This window comes from Atopostipes suicloacalis DSM 15692, from assembly GCF_900129085.1.
In the GTDB taxonomy this organism is placed as follows: domain Bacteria; phylum Bacillota; class Bacilli; order Lactobacillales; family Carnobacteriaceae_A; genus Atopostipes; species Atopostipes suicloacalis.
The window spans coordinates 45,844-60,924 of the sequence record NZ_FQUF01000015.1; the positions used below are offsets into that span (position 1 = coordinate 45,844).

Sequence of the window (15,081 nt, forward strand, 5' to 3'; positions counted from 1 at the left end):
CCTACAACTACCATAATAACACATTTCCTTGAAAATAACATTCTTAAAAACTTTCTTCTATCTAATAACTAACGGTCGCAATATAAAAAACTGGAAATTATTTACAATTTAAAAAAGGAGTCGTTCTTGATTTAACTCAAAAAAGACTCCTCTCTATTATATAAAATTAAATTCTACCAAACAGAAATATAGCCGTCTGTTCGACCTTCAGTCGCTCCTACATATACACCATCTGCTTGTTTTAGAATAATTTGGCCTCGACCAATCATAATTGTCTCATTTAAAAGCTGAATATCATGACCTCGGCGTTTTAGTGATTCTGCAATATAGAAAGGAAAGGAAGGTTCAACTTGAACTGTTTTTCCGCTTGTCCATTGCCAACGTGGAGCATCTAGTGCTTCTTGAGGATTCAAATGAAAATCAACCATACTACTAACCACTTGCATATGTGCTTGTGGTTGTAAAGGTCCTCCCATCACTCCAAATGGTCCAACTGCTTCTTCATCTTTTGTGATAAAGCCGGGAATAATCGTATGATAAGGACGTTTACCTGGTTTGATTTCGTTTGGATGACCTTCTTCAAGAGAAAACTGATTTCCTCGATTGTGTAAGCTAATCCCATATCCAGGAACAACAGAACCAGAACCAAATCCTGTGTAACAACTTTGAATAAAGGACACCATATTTCCCTCTTTATCTGCTACGCTGAAATAGACTGTTCCACTCGCTGGAAGTTCACCTGGCTTAGGCTCTAACGCTTGATCGGTAACTTGTGCTGTGCGCTTTTTCGCCCATTCTTTTGATAAAAGAGTTTCTATATCAACCTCAATCTCTTTATCGGATGGGTCACCAATATAGGCATCACCATCTTCAAAAGCTAATTTCAATGCCTCAATTTGTGCATGATAAGTCTCTACGTCATCTTTTCCTTGAAGGTCCATTTGTTCAAGGTTATTTAAAGCCATCAATACAATAATTCCAATACCATTGGGTGGTAATTCCCAAACATCGTATCCTTTATAATTTGTAGATAAAGGAGTAACCCATTCTGGCTCAAACTTTTCTAAATCTTCTTTTCGTAAATAGCCATCATTTTCCCGAGAGAATGCATCAATCGCATCTGCAATTTCCCCTTTATAAAAAGTTTCTGCATTTGTTTCACCTATAGCACGGAGTGTTTTCGCATGTGCTGGTGATTTGAATACTTCTCCAGCATCCAGTGGACGACCATTGGGACAATATGTATCAAACCAAGTCTTTAAAACGGGATATCGCTCTAACTGCGCTTCATAAATATTATAATATCTCTTCCATAAAGCCGCTACATTTGCTGCAACCGGAAAACCATCTTCCGCTAAAACTGCAGCGGGTTCCATAGTTTCACTTAAAGGTAAATTTCCAAATCGTTCAGATAAAGCCGCCCATCCTCCTGGTGCTCCAGGAACGGTTAGTGAATCTAAACCAAATAAAGAAATAAGGTCTCCTTTTTCAAGCAAGGCTTCACGAGAGATTTTTTCTGGAGCAAATCCACTTGAATTCAATCCATAAATTTCTCCCTCATACCAGATAATTGCAAAATTATCTCCACCAATTCCATTTCCTGAAGGTTCGACAACGGTTAAAGCCGCAGCCGTCGCAACAGCAGCATCAATGGCATTTCCTCCCTTTTTCAAAATATCTAAGCCGGCTTGTGAAGCTAATGGGCTTCCTGAAGCAACCATTCCATTTTTTCCATAGACTAAATTTCGACGGGAGGGATAACGGTACATATAGGGGTCAAATTTCATATTTTTAAATTTCCTTTCTTTACTAGTTTTATAATTAAATAAAGTTTACAAAAATACCAGCAATAATAATTGAAAAGACAGTAACTGTCGTCATGCCACCAACCACATAACTTGGCATAATTCGATTTAATACAATTTCTTGTTCTTTTGGATCATCCGTCACAGCCTTTGCCACTTCATTAGAAATTAAAAAAGTTGCTGGAAAACCAAGATATTGTGTTAAGCTTACTCCTGCAGCTAAAGGTTTTGAACCAATAATTTTATAACCTGGAAGTACTGCAAAAAAGACAATCAAGGCAATAATAGTTACCGCTAAGATTACAATGACTTGAAAAGCTAAATTTGCTAACTGTTCTAAGTTAATATTCGCTAGAGATGGAATAATTACCGCATAAGTCAACACAGAAATGATTCCGGTAGATTTCCCTTTATCCAAAATACGAGCAGGAACTAAATTGAAATACCCTAATACAGCACCTAATATTAAAGCCCATATTGACATATTTACTTGAGGGATCAATGTTCCTAACGCAACTGATACCCAACCAAAGAAAACAGTGACCATAATACAAACAAAATCTGTAAAGTATTTTTCATTTCGATTTGCAAACCCTTGTTTATTTTCTGTTGTTTCATTCCCAATATTTTTAAACATTGGATCGTCAGGATTTGCACGGTACTTTTCTAAAATCGTATTCGCTTCTCTTACGCCAAGCATGGAAGCTGGATAAGAACCTGCAAACTTTTTTACTGCATATAAAATAGCAGCAAGGGCTGCCGGAACTGCTAATCCTGCGTTTGATGCTGCTTCACTCATAATTTGTGTAGAAATAATTCCTCCATTTAATACTGGAATAGCTACAATAGCATTTTCATAACCAATGATTGGAACCAATAAAAATAAGACCAAAGCTACTACAAGCATGGATAAGATCGCAGTAACCACTGTACGCCATTCATTAATGAGTTGTTTTAAATTAATCGTTGTGCCCATATGAAAAATTAACAATGCAGCAGCCATACTCGCCACAGAAGTTAATCCCGCTCTGTCGATGATATCAGCTGGAAAAATCCCAGTCATAAATAGTACCAAAAAAGTAACCATGACCACAAAAACTGAAGAAATTTTTGCCTTCGTAAGGACGCCTAAAAGATCACCCACCCCATATACCAACATAACGATAAAAAAATAAAAATAATTGCTTGAAAAAATTTCTGCCAATCTAATTCTCCTCTCTCTAAAAACTAACAAAATTTTAATGATACCTGGTATTATAACATTTTTTAATTCAATGGCAACAAGATTTATAAAGTTTTTAAGCTTATTTATTTTGTAAGTGTTTTCATTAAATAATAGATAAATTTTACTTAAAAAGATGCCCAAGAGACGAAGCTATGAGCATCTTAATATATTATTAATTGTTTTGATATATCCATATAAAAAGCTAGCAAAATATCTCTAAAAGATACTTTGCTAGCTTTTTTAAACGTTTAATTATTTCAGCGCTTTGGCTGCTTCTTCATATTGCGTATCATTTTCATCAATTTTTTCTCTTAAGGCATCTGTTATAGCTCTAGCTGTGTCATTCGTGATCGTCCCATCTACGTCCAATTCATGTTTTTCTTGGAAAGAACGGATGGCTTCTACTACAGAATCATCAAACACATTTGTATCTGAAACTTTATAATCTAATGCTAGCAGTACACTCTTTAAGTTTGAAACTTCTGAAGATGCTTGGCCCAACTTAAATGTATCGTTGGGACTTATTACAAATAGTTGTGCATACTCAGGACGTTCTACTACAACATCTGGTTCTATCCCTTTTTCATTAATCCAATCGCCATCTGCTGTCAGCCATTTCCCACTTGTAAATTTCAACTCATCTACATCACCTAAGTCGACGACACTTTGTACCGTTCCTTTTCCAAAAGTCGTTGTTCCATAAATTGGAATGTCGACAGATCTCATCGCACCGGCAAGAATTTCTGAAGCACTTGCACTTCCTTCATCAACAAGTAAAATAGCTTCGCCCTCATATTTAAAGTCTCCAAAATCTTCAGAAGCCTCTAAAACAACGGGTTCATCATCTTCCCTATTTTGTGTCATGGTTATTGGTTCACCATTTGGAACAAAAATATTCGAAATTTCCATAGCGGTAGTGAGCAAGCCTCCTGGATTTCCACGGACATCAAAAATAATTTTTGAAACGCCTTGATCTTCTAAATCTTGAATGGCCTCTACGGTTTCTTCATAGGTTGGCATGTTAAAGTTCACAATATTCACATAACCAATCGTAGGATCCTCTTCATCTATTTCATGAAAGACTGTTTCTACAGGAATTGTTGCCCGAGTGACGGACAGGGTAAATTGATTGTCGCCTCTTTGAATAAGGAGTTCGACTTCTGAGTCTTCTGGCCCTCGGATCAAATCGACCGCTTCATTAATTGTCAGATCGGCTACTGATTCTCCCTCTACTTCAACAATGAAATCATTAGGCTGTAATCCAGCTTCTTCAGCAGGAGAATTCGCAATGGGTGAGATGATTCGAACAAATTCACCATCTTTCATTACTTCAGCACCAATTCCTTGAAAAGAACCCGAAACATCTTCTTCGAAGCTTGTTGTCTCTTGTTCATTAAAATATTCTGTGTACGGATCACCAGTTGCTTTAGCCATTCCTTCTAAAGCGCCTTCGATAAGAGCTTCGGAATCTAATTCTTCATAATAACTTGTTTGTAAGATGGCTAACATTTTATTGATTGATGATAATTCATCAGAATCACCAAAAAGATACTGAGTATATGCGTCAGATTCAGAATCTAATTCGTTTAAGTTCTCTTCCGATTCATTTGCATGATTAGAGAAATAATTTCCTCCAATAAATGCGCCTCCTGCACCAATAAGTAGTGCAAATATTAGCGTGATAATATAAGTCATTTTACTTATATTAAAGTCTTTATTGTTCTTGCCTTGTTTGCCCATCTCAATATCTTCCTCACTATATTATATTAATTTTATTAAATGTGCTCTACTGCTGTTTCTAAAGCAACAATCATCATCTCATCAAACGTTCTTTCACGTTCTTGTGCTGTGGTTTCTTCACCTGTTAAAATATGGTCACTAATTGTTAAAATAGCTAACGCTTTTCTTTTATGCTTAGCTGCAATAGTATATAGTGCAGCAGCTTCCATTTCAACCGCTAGCACACCATAATCTGCAAGTTTTTCCTTATCTAATTCATCATTATAAAAACGATCCGAAGTTAAAACATTCCCTACTTTTACTTCATACTTTTTATCTAATGCTTTTTCATAGGCCGTCTTAAGTAAGTTAAAATCAGCAATAGGAGCAAAATCAACTTGTTGATTAAAGGTTTGACGGTTTATCCCTGAATCTGTTGTTGCTCCCTGTCCTAAAACTATATCACGAACATGGACATCTTCTTGAATAGCACCTGCTGAGCCAACTCGAATGAGTATTTCACAATCAAAATCTCTAATTAGCTCTTCGACATAAATACTAATTGATGGAACGCCCATTCCGGTCCCTTGTACGGAGACAGGAACCCCTTTATATGTACCTGTAAAACCAAATGCATTTCGAACGGTATTGTACTGTTTGACCTCCTCTAAAAATGTTTCTGCAATGTACTTTGCTCGTAATGGATCTCCTGGTAACAAAACAATTTTTGCAATATCTCCCTTTTTTGCTCCAATATGTGTACTCATTCATGCATTCCCCTTTATTTAATTATTCATTCCCATGATAACAAATATTTAAAACATGTCACGCTTAAAATATTATTTCTCCTGATATCTTGTTTGATAAATTTCCCAAGCTTCATCAAAAATGGTTAAAGAAGGTAAATAATCCCCATTCATTTCTAAATGACGACTCACTTCATCATAATCTTCTGATTGTTTTGGAAAAATACGATCATTAAATGCTTCATTTGCAAATAATATAATATCATCTTTTTTATAAGGATCTCTTTCAGTCATTAAGTATTGATAAAAACTAATCTCCATTTTTCCCCACCTACATCTTCTAAATAAAAATTTCATTTTTCATTGTTTTTCATCCAAGACGCACGTTCTTTATGTTCTTTTAGATATTGTTTTGGATTTTTCTTATAAAAATCCTGATGTTCATTTTCTGCTTTATAAAATGTCGGCGCCTTTTCTATAGTAACAACGATAGGGCCTTGATATTTTCCACTTTCTTCAAGAGTTCTTTTTGATTGTTTAGCCACTTCTTTTTGCTGATTTGAATAATAATAAATGACTGGCCGATAACTAGCTCCACGGTCCATAAATTGCCCAAAAGCATCTGTTGGATCCGTTACCTGCCAATAAATCGTTACTAATTCATCAAACGTTATAATACTTGGATCAAAAGTGATTTGAACCACTTCTGTATGTCCTGATTTTTGGCTTTTAACTTGCTCATACGTAGGATTTTCAATATGACCACCCGCATACCCCGATACAACGGATTGAATCCCGGATAATGTATCAAACGGTTGAACCATACACCAAAAACAGCCTCCAGCAAATAATGCCTTTTCCATTCAAAGTATCCTTTCTACTCCACTAGCTATAAAAATTCTAATTCGATTCTTTTGAAGAATTAAGGTTTATATTCTTAAAATTATCAATAATCATTTCTTCATGAAGATATAGATTCATTTGTATTTCATCCTCTGGCAAGTCAATTCGTACCATTTGGATCCCAATATTTTGTTCTGTCTCCAATTCATTTAGATTAATCACAATCATTTCTTTTTCACTATCAATAGCGATAAAATCAGGAACTTTTAATTGATTCGCAAACAAACTCATTGTTGCTCCTACAGGTAAAGAAAAAGTACCAAGTTCTACAGAATCTGCTCGTAACTGAACATTTCCATTCTCAAGGACATAAGGATCAAAAGCTAGCGTAAAAGGTACATTTAACTGAAAGACTTCTAATTGACCATGAACGAGTAACTGATCTTTTAGCTCTACATAAAAATGATTATCTTCTTCATCTAAAGCTGTAGTGAGGAAAGTGTTTATAAATTGTTCTGTATCTTCGCGATTGGTTGAAGTTGTAAAAACCATTTCTTGATCGGTATATGCGACTTCTGTATCATTTGGCTTATTGATTAATACCGACTGAAAGGAACCCATTAATTGAACAAAAAACAATATAAGCACAAGTATAAGCCCTAAAAAAGCCCATTTCCACCAATTGACTGAAGAATTTTTCTCTTTATTTTTAGTTCTTCTTTGCTCGTCCATAAAATCATCTCCAGTAGTTTTAATTGAATAAATTCATTAGTTTTTTCCGTTCATATACGAAAAAGCGATGTGGGTAAATGTTTTTTTCATCCACTATCCCTTCCGTCACATCAATAACTCGAAAATACTTGTAGTCCATCTCTGGCATATAAGTATCTCCTACAAATGATTCTTCAATAATTGTTCGGTAAAGAATATTCACTTCATCTTTAAACAAATTAAAAATGGAGACTCCTCCAATAATATGGATCGGTTTGTTTAACTGTTTTTCTTGGATATAATCTAACACATCTTCTTTACTATGGCATACAATAGCTCCGTCAGCTTCATAATCTAATTGGCTGGTTAATACGATATTTATTCTATCTTTTAATGGACGTTTCGGGATACTTTCATATGTTTTTCTCCCCATAACTACTACACCGTCTATGGTCGTTTCTTTAAAAAACTTCATATCTGCTGGTAAATTCCAAGGAAGATCACCGGCATTTCCAATTAAACCATTCTCATCTTCTGCCCATACAAAAGTCATATAAGGGGTCGTGAGATCTTGACAACATTGATCTTCTATCTTATCACCCATTTATATCTAAACTCCTTTATTTTCTTTTATTTAGCTGTTTCAGACAGCAATTGGTGCTTTAATTCCTTTATGAGGATTATAATTGGTTACTTTAATATCTTCCACATCAAACTCAAAAATACTCTTTTTATCTTGATTTAATTCCAACTGAGGGAGAGGCCTTGTATCTCTTGAAAGTTGTTGCTTTATTTGGTCAAGATGATTTAAATATAAATGAGCATCTCCTAGTGTGTGTACAAATTCTCCTACTTCTAGCCCTGTTTCATAGGCAACTAGATGAGTTAATAATGCGTAACTAGCAATATTAAAAGGAACCCCTAAAAATACATCCGCACTACGTTGATACAATTGACAGCTCAGTTTTCCATCCGCTACATAAAATTGAAATAAGGTGTGACAAGGAGGCAAAGCCATATCTTCTATTTCATCTGGATTCCATGCCGAAACAATATGTCTTCTAGAATCCGGATTATTTTTAATTGAATCAATCACCTTTTGGATTTGATCAATTGTTCCTCCGTCTCCTGTAGGCCAAGAACGCCATTGCGCGCCATAGACATTTCCTAAACTACCGTACTGTTTTGCAAAAGAATCATCTTTTAACACTTGTTCTGTAAATTTCTGCATTTCTTCCTGATAGACTTGATTAAAAGCTTCATCATTTTGTGCACGTAAGCCAAAATCTGTCATATCTGGACCTTGATAATCTTCACTTTTCACATAACGTTCAAAGGCCCATTCGTCCCAAATATGATTGTTATGTTTAAGTAAATATTGAATATTTGTATCTCCTTTTAAAAACCACAATAATTCAGATTTAATTAATCCAAAAGCGACCCTCTTTGTAGTTAATAAAGGAAAACCTTCATTTAAATCAAAACGCATTTGATGTCCAAAAATTGATTTTGTTCCAACTCCTGTACGATCTTCTTTTGTCACACCTTCATCTAATATTTGTTGAGCTAACTCTAAATATTGTCTCACAGATCTCTACCTCCATAATTTTAATCAACAAATTCACTTAAATATTCCCAACGCTGATATTTTTCATTTAATTTTTCTTGCAAGGATGTTTTTTCTTGATAGAACTTCTCAATTTTTTCATAGTCACTACCAGCATTATTAATTTCTTCGTCCAGCGCTTCGATTTTTATTTCCAAATCCATAATATCTTCTTCAATTGTTGCCCACTCTTTTTCTTCCAAATAGCTTAATTTAGTTTTTGTTTTTTCTTGGTGGCTTTCTTGAGTACCTTTATAGTCTCTTTTCTTTTTTGTCTTTTGTTTTGCTTTTTCTTTTTCGATACTTTCAAAATATTCATCAGAAGTCCCAAAAAATTCATTAACGAAACCTTGACCCTCAAAAACAAGTAGTTTATCCGTAATTTTATCTAAAAAGTAACGGTCATGAGATACAACAATAACGGCTCCTGGGAAATTTTCTATATATTCTTCTAAAACATTTAATGTGTCAATATCCAAATTATTGGTTGGTTCATCTAATAATAAAACATTTGGACGTTCCATTAATATACGTATAAGATAAAGTCTGCGCTTTTCTCCACCAGATAAAGATCGGATATACGCACCATGTTGAGGTCTTGGAAACATAAATTGTTCTAAGAGCTGTGAAACATTCGCATGTGATCCATCCTTTTTTGCTACCTCATCTGCAATTTCTTGTAAGTAATTAATGACCCGTTTATCCTCTGGAACATTGATATTATCTTGTTGGAAGTAACCAATCCGTACAGTATCTCCTACTACAAGTTCTCCAGTATCTAGTTTTATTTTTCCGGATAAAAGATTAAGGAAAGTTGATTTACCAGAACCATTTGCACCAGTAATGCCGATTCGATCATGTGTTTGAATAATATAATCAAAGTCCTTTAAAATAACTTGATGGTTAATGGAATACGAAGCATCATATAATTCAAACACTTGTTTTCCTAATCGTGAAGAAGCCAGATCAATATTCAAGTTAAAATTTTGACCCGATTGGCTTACTTGACCTTTTAATTTTTCAAAACGTTCAATTCGGGCTTTTTGTTTTGTTCCTCGTGCCCTAACCCCTTCGCGCATCCAAGCAAGCTCTTGTTTAAAAAGCTGCTTTGCCTTCTGCTCTGAAGACGCTAGTTGTTCTTCTAGTTCGGCTTTTTCTGATACATAACTTTGATAATTTCCTGAATATTCTTGTAAATGGCCATTTTCTAATTCAACAATTTTGTCTACGATTCGATCTAGAAAGTAACGATCATGAGTCACCACTATTAAAGCACCTTTATAATTCATTAGATAATTTTCTAACCAAGTAATCATTTCAAAATCCAGATGGTTGGTAGGTTCATCTAAAATTAATAAATCAGGGGTTTGAATCAGAACTTGGGCAAGGGCTACCCTTTTTTGTTGTCCTCCTGACATGGAGCCAATATTTTGTTCCATATCTTTAATACCTAAGATAGACAAAATCCGTTTAGCGGATGAATCAGCATTCCATGCATCATTGGTATCCATCTGCTGTTGTGCTTTTGTAAATTGAGTTTGAATTTTTTTATCATTTGGTTCTTCGGTTAATTCAAGAAGTAACTGCTCATAACTACGAACAGCATTCATAATAGGTGTATTTCCTTCAAAAGCGGTTTCTAACACGGTTTGAGTAGGATTTAAATCCGGCTCCTGACTCAAGTATCCAATCTGATAATCTCCAGGTTTTAAAATTTTTCCTTTTTCGGGATCTAATTTACCAGCAAGTACCTTTAAAAAAGTAGACTTTCCATTTCCATTTCGGCCAATCAATCCAACTTTTTGCTCATTGATGATTGAAAAATTGATTTGATTAAATAATTCTTTTGCTCCAATTGAATGGGATAGATTTTCTATTTTTATTTCCTTCAAAAATATCTTCCCTTCTTAATATTTCTATATTATTCTCTAAATATCCTTACTATTTTAACATATTCTTAGTATGTTTTAAATGAATTCTAATACTCTATAATGTGAGGTGACTTAATGGTGCTTGTTAGGCCCTTAGAAGAACAAAATTGACTTGATTCAGGTATTTCCTTTATACTTAAAGTGTAATTCATATCACATACGGATTGGATTTGGGGGATTACTATGACACATACAGGCATAGTTAAATGGTTCAGTAATGTAAAAGGATATGGCTTTATCGAATATGATGAAACAGAAGAAATTTTCGTTCACTTTACTGGAATAGAAATGGAAGGCTACCGTACGCTGAAAGCTGGACAAGAAGTAAAATTTAAAGCAGTGGAAGGTGCACGTGGTTTGCAAGCGACAGATGTTACTGTTTTATCAGAAGAAGATAGTAAACAAACAACTACCGAGGAAAACCAAGAATAGAAGGTAAGGTATTTTTTCAATTATATAAATTGAGAGACGAGCAAAAATATAGAAGCATATTTTTTGGGGCTTTATAAAAAACAATCGGTTAGAGAATCTCTAGCCGATTGTTTCATTTTCATTAAAAAACAAACATGGAATACTTGGATAATGTTGAACTAACCAATCCAATAGTTTTTTCTTATTTTTATCTTTTAAATAGAGAATTAGTATCGTTCTATTATTGGATCGGATTTCTACTTTTCGGCTCGATTCATAAAAAGTAAATTCATCAATTGTTTTCATATCTATCGTTTTCTTTTTAAAAAAGTTATAATAATAAAGAGATAAGACATCTTGCTCGATCAATAAGTAACTCTTATTTTTTAAAATATATATATAAATAGCTAATACTCCAAAAATTACCGTATACCAATTAAAAGCTAATAAGTTGGACGCAAAAATATAGGCAAGGCCTATTAAAATAACAAGAATAGAATAACTTATCACTTCATATGCTAATTCAAAACGAACATTTAATTTTAATGATTCTTTATTTTTATTATTCATTGACTCATTCTTTCTAAAAAATATTATAGGTGGTTTTATGATACGATTATTTACAGACGCTGCAGTCGCTGGAAATCCCGGACCAGCTGGTATAGGAATTTTAATAGTCACTAGTAGCGGACAAAAACAACTGACTCATCCCTTGAATGGTAAATGGAATAACCATCATGCTGAATTTAAGGCCGTTTCTCTTGGTCTGTCTTGGTTAATTGAAAATCATTATACGGATGAAATGACTTTTTGTTATACCGACAGTAAAATTGTTGCCCAATCAATTGAAAAGAAATATGTAAAAAATTCTGTTGCTCAACAATATTTATCAAAAATTCTAGAATTAATGGCTGAGTTTCCATTTATATCGATAGAATGGATTCCAGAAAGTGAAAACAAAGGAGCCGATAACTTGGCCCGTCAAGCCTTACAGAAAACATTAAAATCTTCTTAGCTCTGCTCTCTTTCAGTTCTATTGAATCCTATCACTTAAATTAGAAATAATTATGAATATTATAAGGGAATCGAAAGAAATAAGCGAATAAATTAATACAAAGTAATCTAAACGATAAAAAAATGCCCTTATGATAAATTGGGAGTAATTTGTCATAAGGACATTTCTTATTTATTAACAATTTTTATCCGTTAATAACATAAATTAAAATTAAAAATATTAAATTTATAGCAACAAATATATATATACTTATGCATAGTATAATATATATAGTTGGTTCACTCAATTAAAACACAGCAAACATTTCAAATATATACAGATTTTTTACAAAAAAAGCTGTCTCCTAAAAAGAAGGCAGTTTTTTCTGTATCCCCGATAAAGACGATGTTTTCTTCGTCGTCTGCTTTTATATAATCTAACGCTGTAAATGAATTGCGGTAAGCTTTGCTTTTAATTCGCTTAAATATTCTTCAATTTCGTTTTTAGTAATTGGCTTTAATTAATAAGAAATAACATTTAATTTAATTCCTTCTACTGCATATTGAAATTCATCATAAATCGATAAAAAACTATTTTTATAGTGGGATATTCTTCACGCAGTTTTTTAGCCAATTCAATACCATCCATCACCGCATTTTTATATCTGTAATTATTACGTCTGGTATATTACCTTTTTCCATTAATTCTAAGGCGTCTAACCCATTTTGTGCTGTACCTATTAATTGAAATACATTCCCTTGCTAGTCAATTAAATGCTCAAATAACTCACGCAAAGTACGTTCATCATCTACTAATATGGTTGAATACATCTTAACCTCCTAAAGCGTTCTCAATATTATAATTTTACCTTGTTTATTGGAGGAACACAAAATGATTATTGGTTTTAGTGTTTAAAAATTCAAAAAGGATAATCTTCTTCAAATGCCTTTAAATATTTTTTCTCTTCTTCAAGCAATCCTTGCTCTTCTGCTTCTTCCATTGTAATTCCATATGGCATCCCACTAGGTGTGTATCCAACGATGGAGTAAAATTCAAATATCTCTTCTTCAGTCATACTTTCTGCCTTATTTTTCTTCCGTTTCTTCTTACTCAAATTAATCTCTCCTCTCCAATGGATAAACACTATCCCCACTCTGTAGCCAATAAACCGTAAATCACATGATCAACATAATGGTCATATAACCATTCAGCTTGTCTAATTACACCTTCTTTTTCAAATCCAAAATGTTCTGGAAGGGCTCTGCTTTTTATATTTTTAGTCGCTATTCTTACTTCTATACGGTTTAATAAAAGTACTGTAAAACCATATTCTAATAACTCTTTAAAGGACTTGGTCATGATTCCTTTCCCTTGGTAATCTTTTCCAAGCCAGTATCCAACTACTCCAGTTTTTGTTTTATTGTTTATCGAATTGAAACCAATCGTCCCGGCAATTTTATCCTTATAGATAATGGCAAAAGATAAGGGATAACCTTTATTTTTAGGTATTTCATTTAATTGATTTTTTATATTAGCGGCTGTATCTTCAACTGTTCTTATGTTATCGAGCCAACCTAACCATTCTTTAAGATATGTTTTAAAGCCTATAATCAATTGATAAAATTCTTCAGCATCATTTTCATTAAACAATCGTAAGTGTATATCTTTATCTATTTTATATGTAAACAAAATGTTTCCTCTTTTCCAATGAAAATAGTGATCATAAATTAGCAAGCCATTGTTCATCCCATTGAAAATAAGTTCTCTCGGATGAAATATCTTCAAAAATATATTCTGGGTATGGCAGTGCAAGCTCCGGTTTGTTTTCTTTTTTTATAAAAAGAAGTTTTTCAGATTCTCCATCAATTGGGCTTAATTCACCATCAATATATAGACAGTCGAAAACATGTATATTGTATTCGACTTGATCACCATTTGGATATGTATATCGAAAATTTTCACCACCAAACACACCTAGTAGTTTTTTAGGTTTTACTCTTAAACCAGTCTCCTCCCACACCTCACGAACAACAGCTTGGGCAGGTGTTTCACCTAGTTCAATTGCTCCAGCGGGTAAACTCCATTTTTCTCCTTTACCAGGATATTGAAATAGTATCTCATTTTTATTATTTTTAATAATTGCAGCTACACTTGGCATAAAAATTAAGTCATTTCCTACTTGACTACGAAGATTTTTATAATAATCAGATATTGCCATAATAAAGTTTCCTCTCATAATTTTATAAGTATAAAATATTTATTGTCATTTTTACAAAATTTAATGAACTTTATATTCAAATATTAATTCGCCATTTGGATCGTTTTTATTTGTATATTTGAAACCTATCTGCTTATATAAACGCTCAGCCACTTTGTTTTCCTCAATAATACTTAAATAAAGCACATCGACTTTATATTCTTCTGAGACCTTTTTAATCAAACCTTTCATTGCCTCTTTACCAAAGCCCTGCCCTTGATATTTTTCGTCAATCATAATTCGATCAATCCAAGTATACCGATTCGGTCCAAAAGAACCATACATTGCAAATCCGACTACATCTTCATTATGATAAATGGCAACTGGTTGCCACTGTTCATATTCTTTTGCTTCTGCCAGACATTCATCCACTGTTTCAATAAAATTTCTTTGATCTGATTTCAAAGTTATTTTACGTACGAGGTGTTCGTTTGATTCATCAACTGGTTTAAAATAAATATTATTCAATAGCTCTAACCTTCGTTCTTTTATAATAATTCCATTTGTCAAATTAAGCTAGAAATAATCTAACCCTGATACATTATCAAGAAAGACCTCCAATGGAGTCTTATAGTTTAAAGATTTTCTAGGAATTTTATTCCTTCGGGTTGAGACAGAAGTGATAAATTCTTGACTAACTTCATTGAAGTCCATTTGTTTGGGTAAGCCATCTTTACGTAAGAGACCATTTGAGTGTTCATTTAAACCACGTTGAGATGGACAACCGGGATCTGCAAAGAAAATAGAAATGTCCTGTTGATTACTCAGATTTTTCCAATTGGAAAATTCCTTGCCACAGTCAAAGGTAATCGACTTAAAAATATTTCTAGGAA

Annotated in this window: 18 protein-coding genes; 2 read left to right on the forward strand and 16 right to left on the reverse strand. The window is 33.5% G+C overall.

Annotated elements, in window-relative coordinates:
- Nucleotides 1–173 precede the first annotated feature (173 nt).
- From BUB96_RS05815 to BUB96_RS05860, 10 genes are all read right to left on the reverse strand, one after another.
- A complete protein-coding gene (locus BUB96_RS05815) occupies nt 174–1,787 on the reverse strand; it encodes a gamma-glutamyltransferase family protein (protein ID WP_073297725.1) in 1,614 nt (537 codons plus the stop codon).
- Nucleotides 1,788–1,821: 34 nt separating this feature from the next.
- Nucleotides 1,822–3,009 (reverse strand): hypothetical protein, encoded by a 1,188-nt coding sequence (locus BUB96_RS05820; RefSeq protein WP_084136902.1) that lies wholly within the window; start codon nt 3,007–3,009, stop codon nt 1,822–1,824.
- A gap of 273 nt (nt 3,010–3,282) precedes the next feature.
- Complete coding sequence (locus BUB96_RS05825; protein ID WP_073297727.1) at nt 3,283–4,770, reverse strand: S41 family peptidase; 1,488 nt, start codon at nt 4,768–4,770, stop codon at nt 3,283–3,285.
- 35 nt (nt 4,771–4,805) lie between these two features.
- Complete coding sequence (gene deoD, locus BUB96_RS05830) at nt 4,806–5,516, reverse strand: purine-nucleoside phosphorylase (protein ID WP_073297729.1); 711 nt, start codon at nt 5,514–5,516, stop codon at nt 4,806–4,808.
- Between the two features lie 72 nt (nt 5,517–5,588).
- A complete protein-coding gene (locus tag BUB96_RS05835) occupies nt 5,589–5,816 on the reverse strand; it encodes a YozE family protein (protein ID WP_073297731.1) in 228 nt (75 codons plus the stop codon).
- A 32-nt stretch (nt 5,817–5,848) separates the two neighbouring features.
- Nucleotides 5,849–6,358 (reverse strand): peptide-methionine (S)-S-oxide reductase MsrA, encoded by a 510-nt coding sequence (gene msrA, locus BUB96_RS05840; protein WP_073297733.1) that lies wholly within the window; start codon nt 6,356–6,358, stop codon nt 5,849–5,851.
- A 37-nt stretch (nt 6,359–6,395) separates the two neighbouring features.
- Complete coding sequence (locus BUB96_RS05845; protein WP_073297735.1) at nt 6,396–7,070, reverse strand: YpmS family protein; 675 nt, start codon at nt 7,068–7,070, stop codon at nt 6,396–6,398.
- Between the two features lie 19 nt (nt 7,071–7,089).
- Nucleotides 7,090–7,653: a dihydrofolate reductase gene (locus BUB96_RS05850; RefSeq protein ID WP_234945808.1), complete on the reverse strand. Its 564-nt coding sequence runs from the start codon at nt 7,651–7,653 to the stop codon at nt 7,090–7,092.
- A 39-nt stretch (nt 7,654–7,692) separates the two neighbouring features.
- Nucleotides 7,693–8,637, reverse strand: coding sequence for a thymidylate synthase (locus tag BUB96_RS05855; protein ID WP_073297737.1), 945 nt, complete (start codon nt 8,635–8,637; stop codon nt 7,693–7,695).
- 20 nt (nt 8,638–8,657) lie between these two features.
- Nucleotides 8,658–10,547: an ABC-F family ATP-binding cassette domain-containing protein gene (locus BUB96_RS05860; RefSeq protein ID WP_073297739.1), complete on the reverse strand. Its 1,890-nt coding sequence runs from the start codon at nt 10,545–10,547 to the stop codon at nt 8,658–8,660.
- Between the two features lie 222 nt (nt 10,548–10,769).
- On the opposite strand from BUB96_RS05860, the gene BUB96_RS05865 reads away from it, so the two are divergent.
- A complete protein-coding gene (locus tag BUB96_RS05865; protein ID WP_073297742.1) occupies nt 10,770–11,018 on the forward strand; it encodes a cold-shock protein in 249 nt (82 codons plus the stop codon).
- Between the two features lie 99 nt (nt 11,019–11,117).
- Here BUB96_RS05865 and BUB96_RS05870 read toward each other — a convergent pair whose 3' ends face one another.
- Complete coding sequence (locus BUB96_RS05870; protein ID WP_073297744.1) at nt 11,118–11,567, reverse strand: EbsA family protein; 450 nt, start codon at nt 11,565–11,567, stop codon at nt 11,118–11,120.
- A 37-nt stretch (nt 11,568–11,604) separates the two neighbouring features.
- Here BUB96_RS05870 and BUB96_RS05875 point away from each other — a divergent pair, with 37 nt between their 5' ends.
- Nucleotides 11,605–12,012, forward strand: a complete 408-nt coding sequence (locus BUB96_RS05875) for a ribonuclease HI family protein (protein ID WP_073297745.1) — start codon at nt 11,605–11,607, stop codon at nt 12,010–12,012.
- 898 nt (nt 12,013–12,910) lie between these two features.
- On the opposite strand, the gene BUB96_RS05880 is transcribed toward BUB96_RS05875, so the two are convergent.
- The 5 genes from BUB96_RS05880 to BUB96_RS05900 all read right to left on the reverse strand — a co-directional run.
- Entirely contained in the window at nt 12,911–13,105 is a 195-nt protein-coding gene (locus BUB96_RS05880) for a hypothetical protein (RefSeq protein ID WP_073297747.1), read from the reverse strand.
- 29 nt (nt 13,106–13,134) lie between these two features.
- Nucleotides 13,135–13,680 carry a GNAT family N-acetyltransferase gene (locus tag BUB96_RS05885; RefSeq protein ID WP_073297750.1) on the reverse strand — a complete coding sequence of 182 codons (546 nt, stop codon included), beginning with the start codon at nt 13,678–13,680 and terminating at the stop codon, nt 13,135–13,137.
- A 31-nt stretch (nt 13,681–13,711) separates the two neighbouring features.
- Nucleotides 13,712–14,209: an NUDIX hydrolase gene (locus BUB96_RS05890; RefSeq protein ID WP_073297752.1), complete on the reverse strand. Its 498-nt coding sequence runs from the start codon at nt 14,207–14,209 to the stop codon at nt 13,712–13,714.
- 60 nt (nt 14,210–14,269) lie between these two features.
- A complete protein-coding gene (locus BUB96_RS05895) occupies nt 14,270–14,716 on the reverse strand; it encodes a GNAT family N-acetyltransferase (protein WP_073297754.1) in 447 nt (148 codons plus the stop codon).
- Nucleotides 14,717–14,764: 48 nt separating this feature from the next.
- Nucleotides 14,765–15,081 (reverse strand): IS30 family transposase (locus BUB96_RS05900; RefSeq protein WP_143274286.1); only part of this gene is annotated, 317 nt, incomplete at its 5' end.

Coding starts and splice junctions, on each gene's coding strand:
- BUB96_RS05825 (WP_073297727.1), bottom strand. CDS start 4,770: ATGGGCAAACAAGGCAAGAACAATAAAGACTTTAATATAAGTAAAATG.
- BUB96_RS05890 (WP_073297752.1), bottom strand. CDS start 14,209: ATGGCAATATCTGATTATTATAAAAATCTTCGTAGTCAAGTAGGAAAT.
- BUB96_RS05835 (WP_073297731.1), bottom strand. CDS start 5,816: ATGGAGATTAGTTTTTATCAATACTTAATGACTGAAAGAGATCCTTAT.
- BUB96_RS05850 (WP_234945808.1), bottom strand. CDS start 7,653: ATGGGTGATAAGATAGAAGATCAATGTTGTCAAGATCTCACGACCCCT.
- msrA (WP_073297733.1), bottom strand. CDS start 6,358: ATGGAAAAGGCATTATTTGCTGGAGGCTGTTTTTGGTGTATGGTTCAA.
- BUB96_RS05870 (WP_073297744.1), bottom strand. CDS start 11,567: ATGAATAATAAAAATAAAGAATCATTAAAATTAAATGTTCGTTTTGAA.
- BUB96_RS05845 (WP_073297735.1), bottom strand. CDS start 7,070: ATGGACGAGCAAAGAAGAACTAAAAATAAAGAGAAAAATTCTTCAGTC.
- deoD (WP_073297729.1), bottom strand. CDS start 5,516: ATGAGTACACATATTGGAGCAAAAAAGGGAGATATTGCAAAAATTGTT.
- BUB96_RS05865 (WP_073297742.1), top strand. CDS start 10,770: ATGACACATACAGGCATAGTTAAATGGTTCAGTAATGTAAAAGGATAT.
- BUB96_RS05815 (WP_073297725.1), bottom strand. CDS start 1,787: ATGAAATTTGACCCCTATATGTACCGTTATCCCTCCCGTCGAAATTTA.
- BUB96_RS05875 (WP_073297745.1), top strand. CDS start 11,605: ATGATACGATTATTTACAGACGCTGCAGTCGCTGGAAATCCCGGACCA.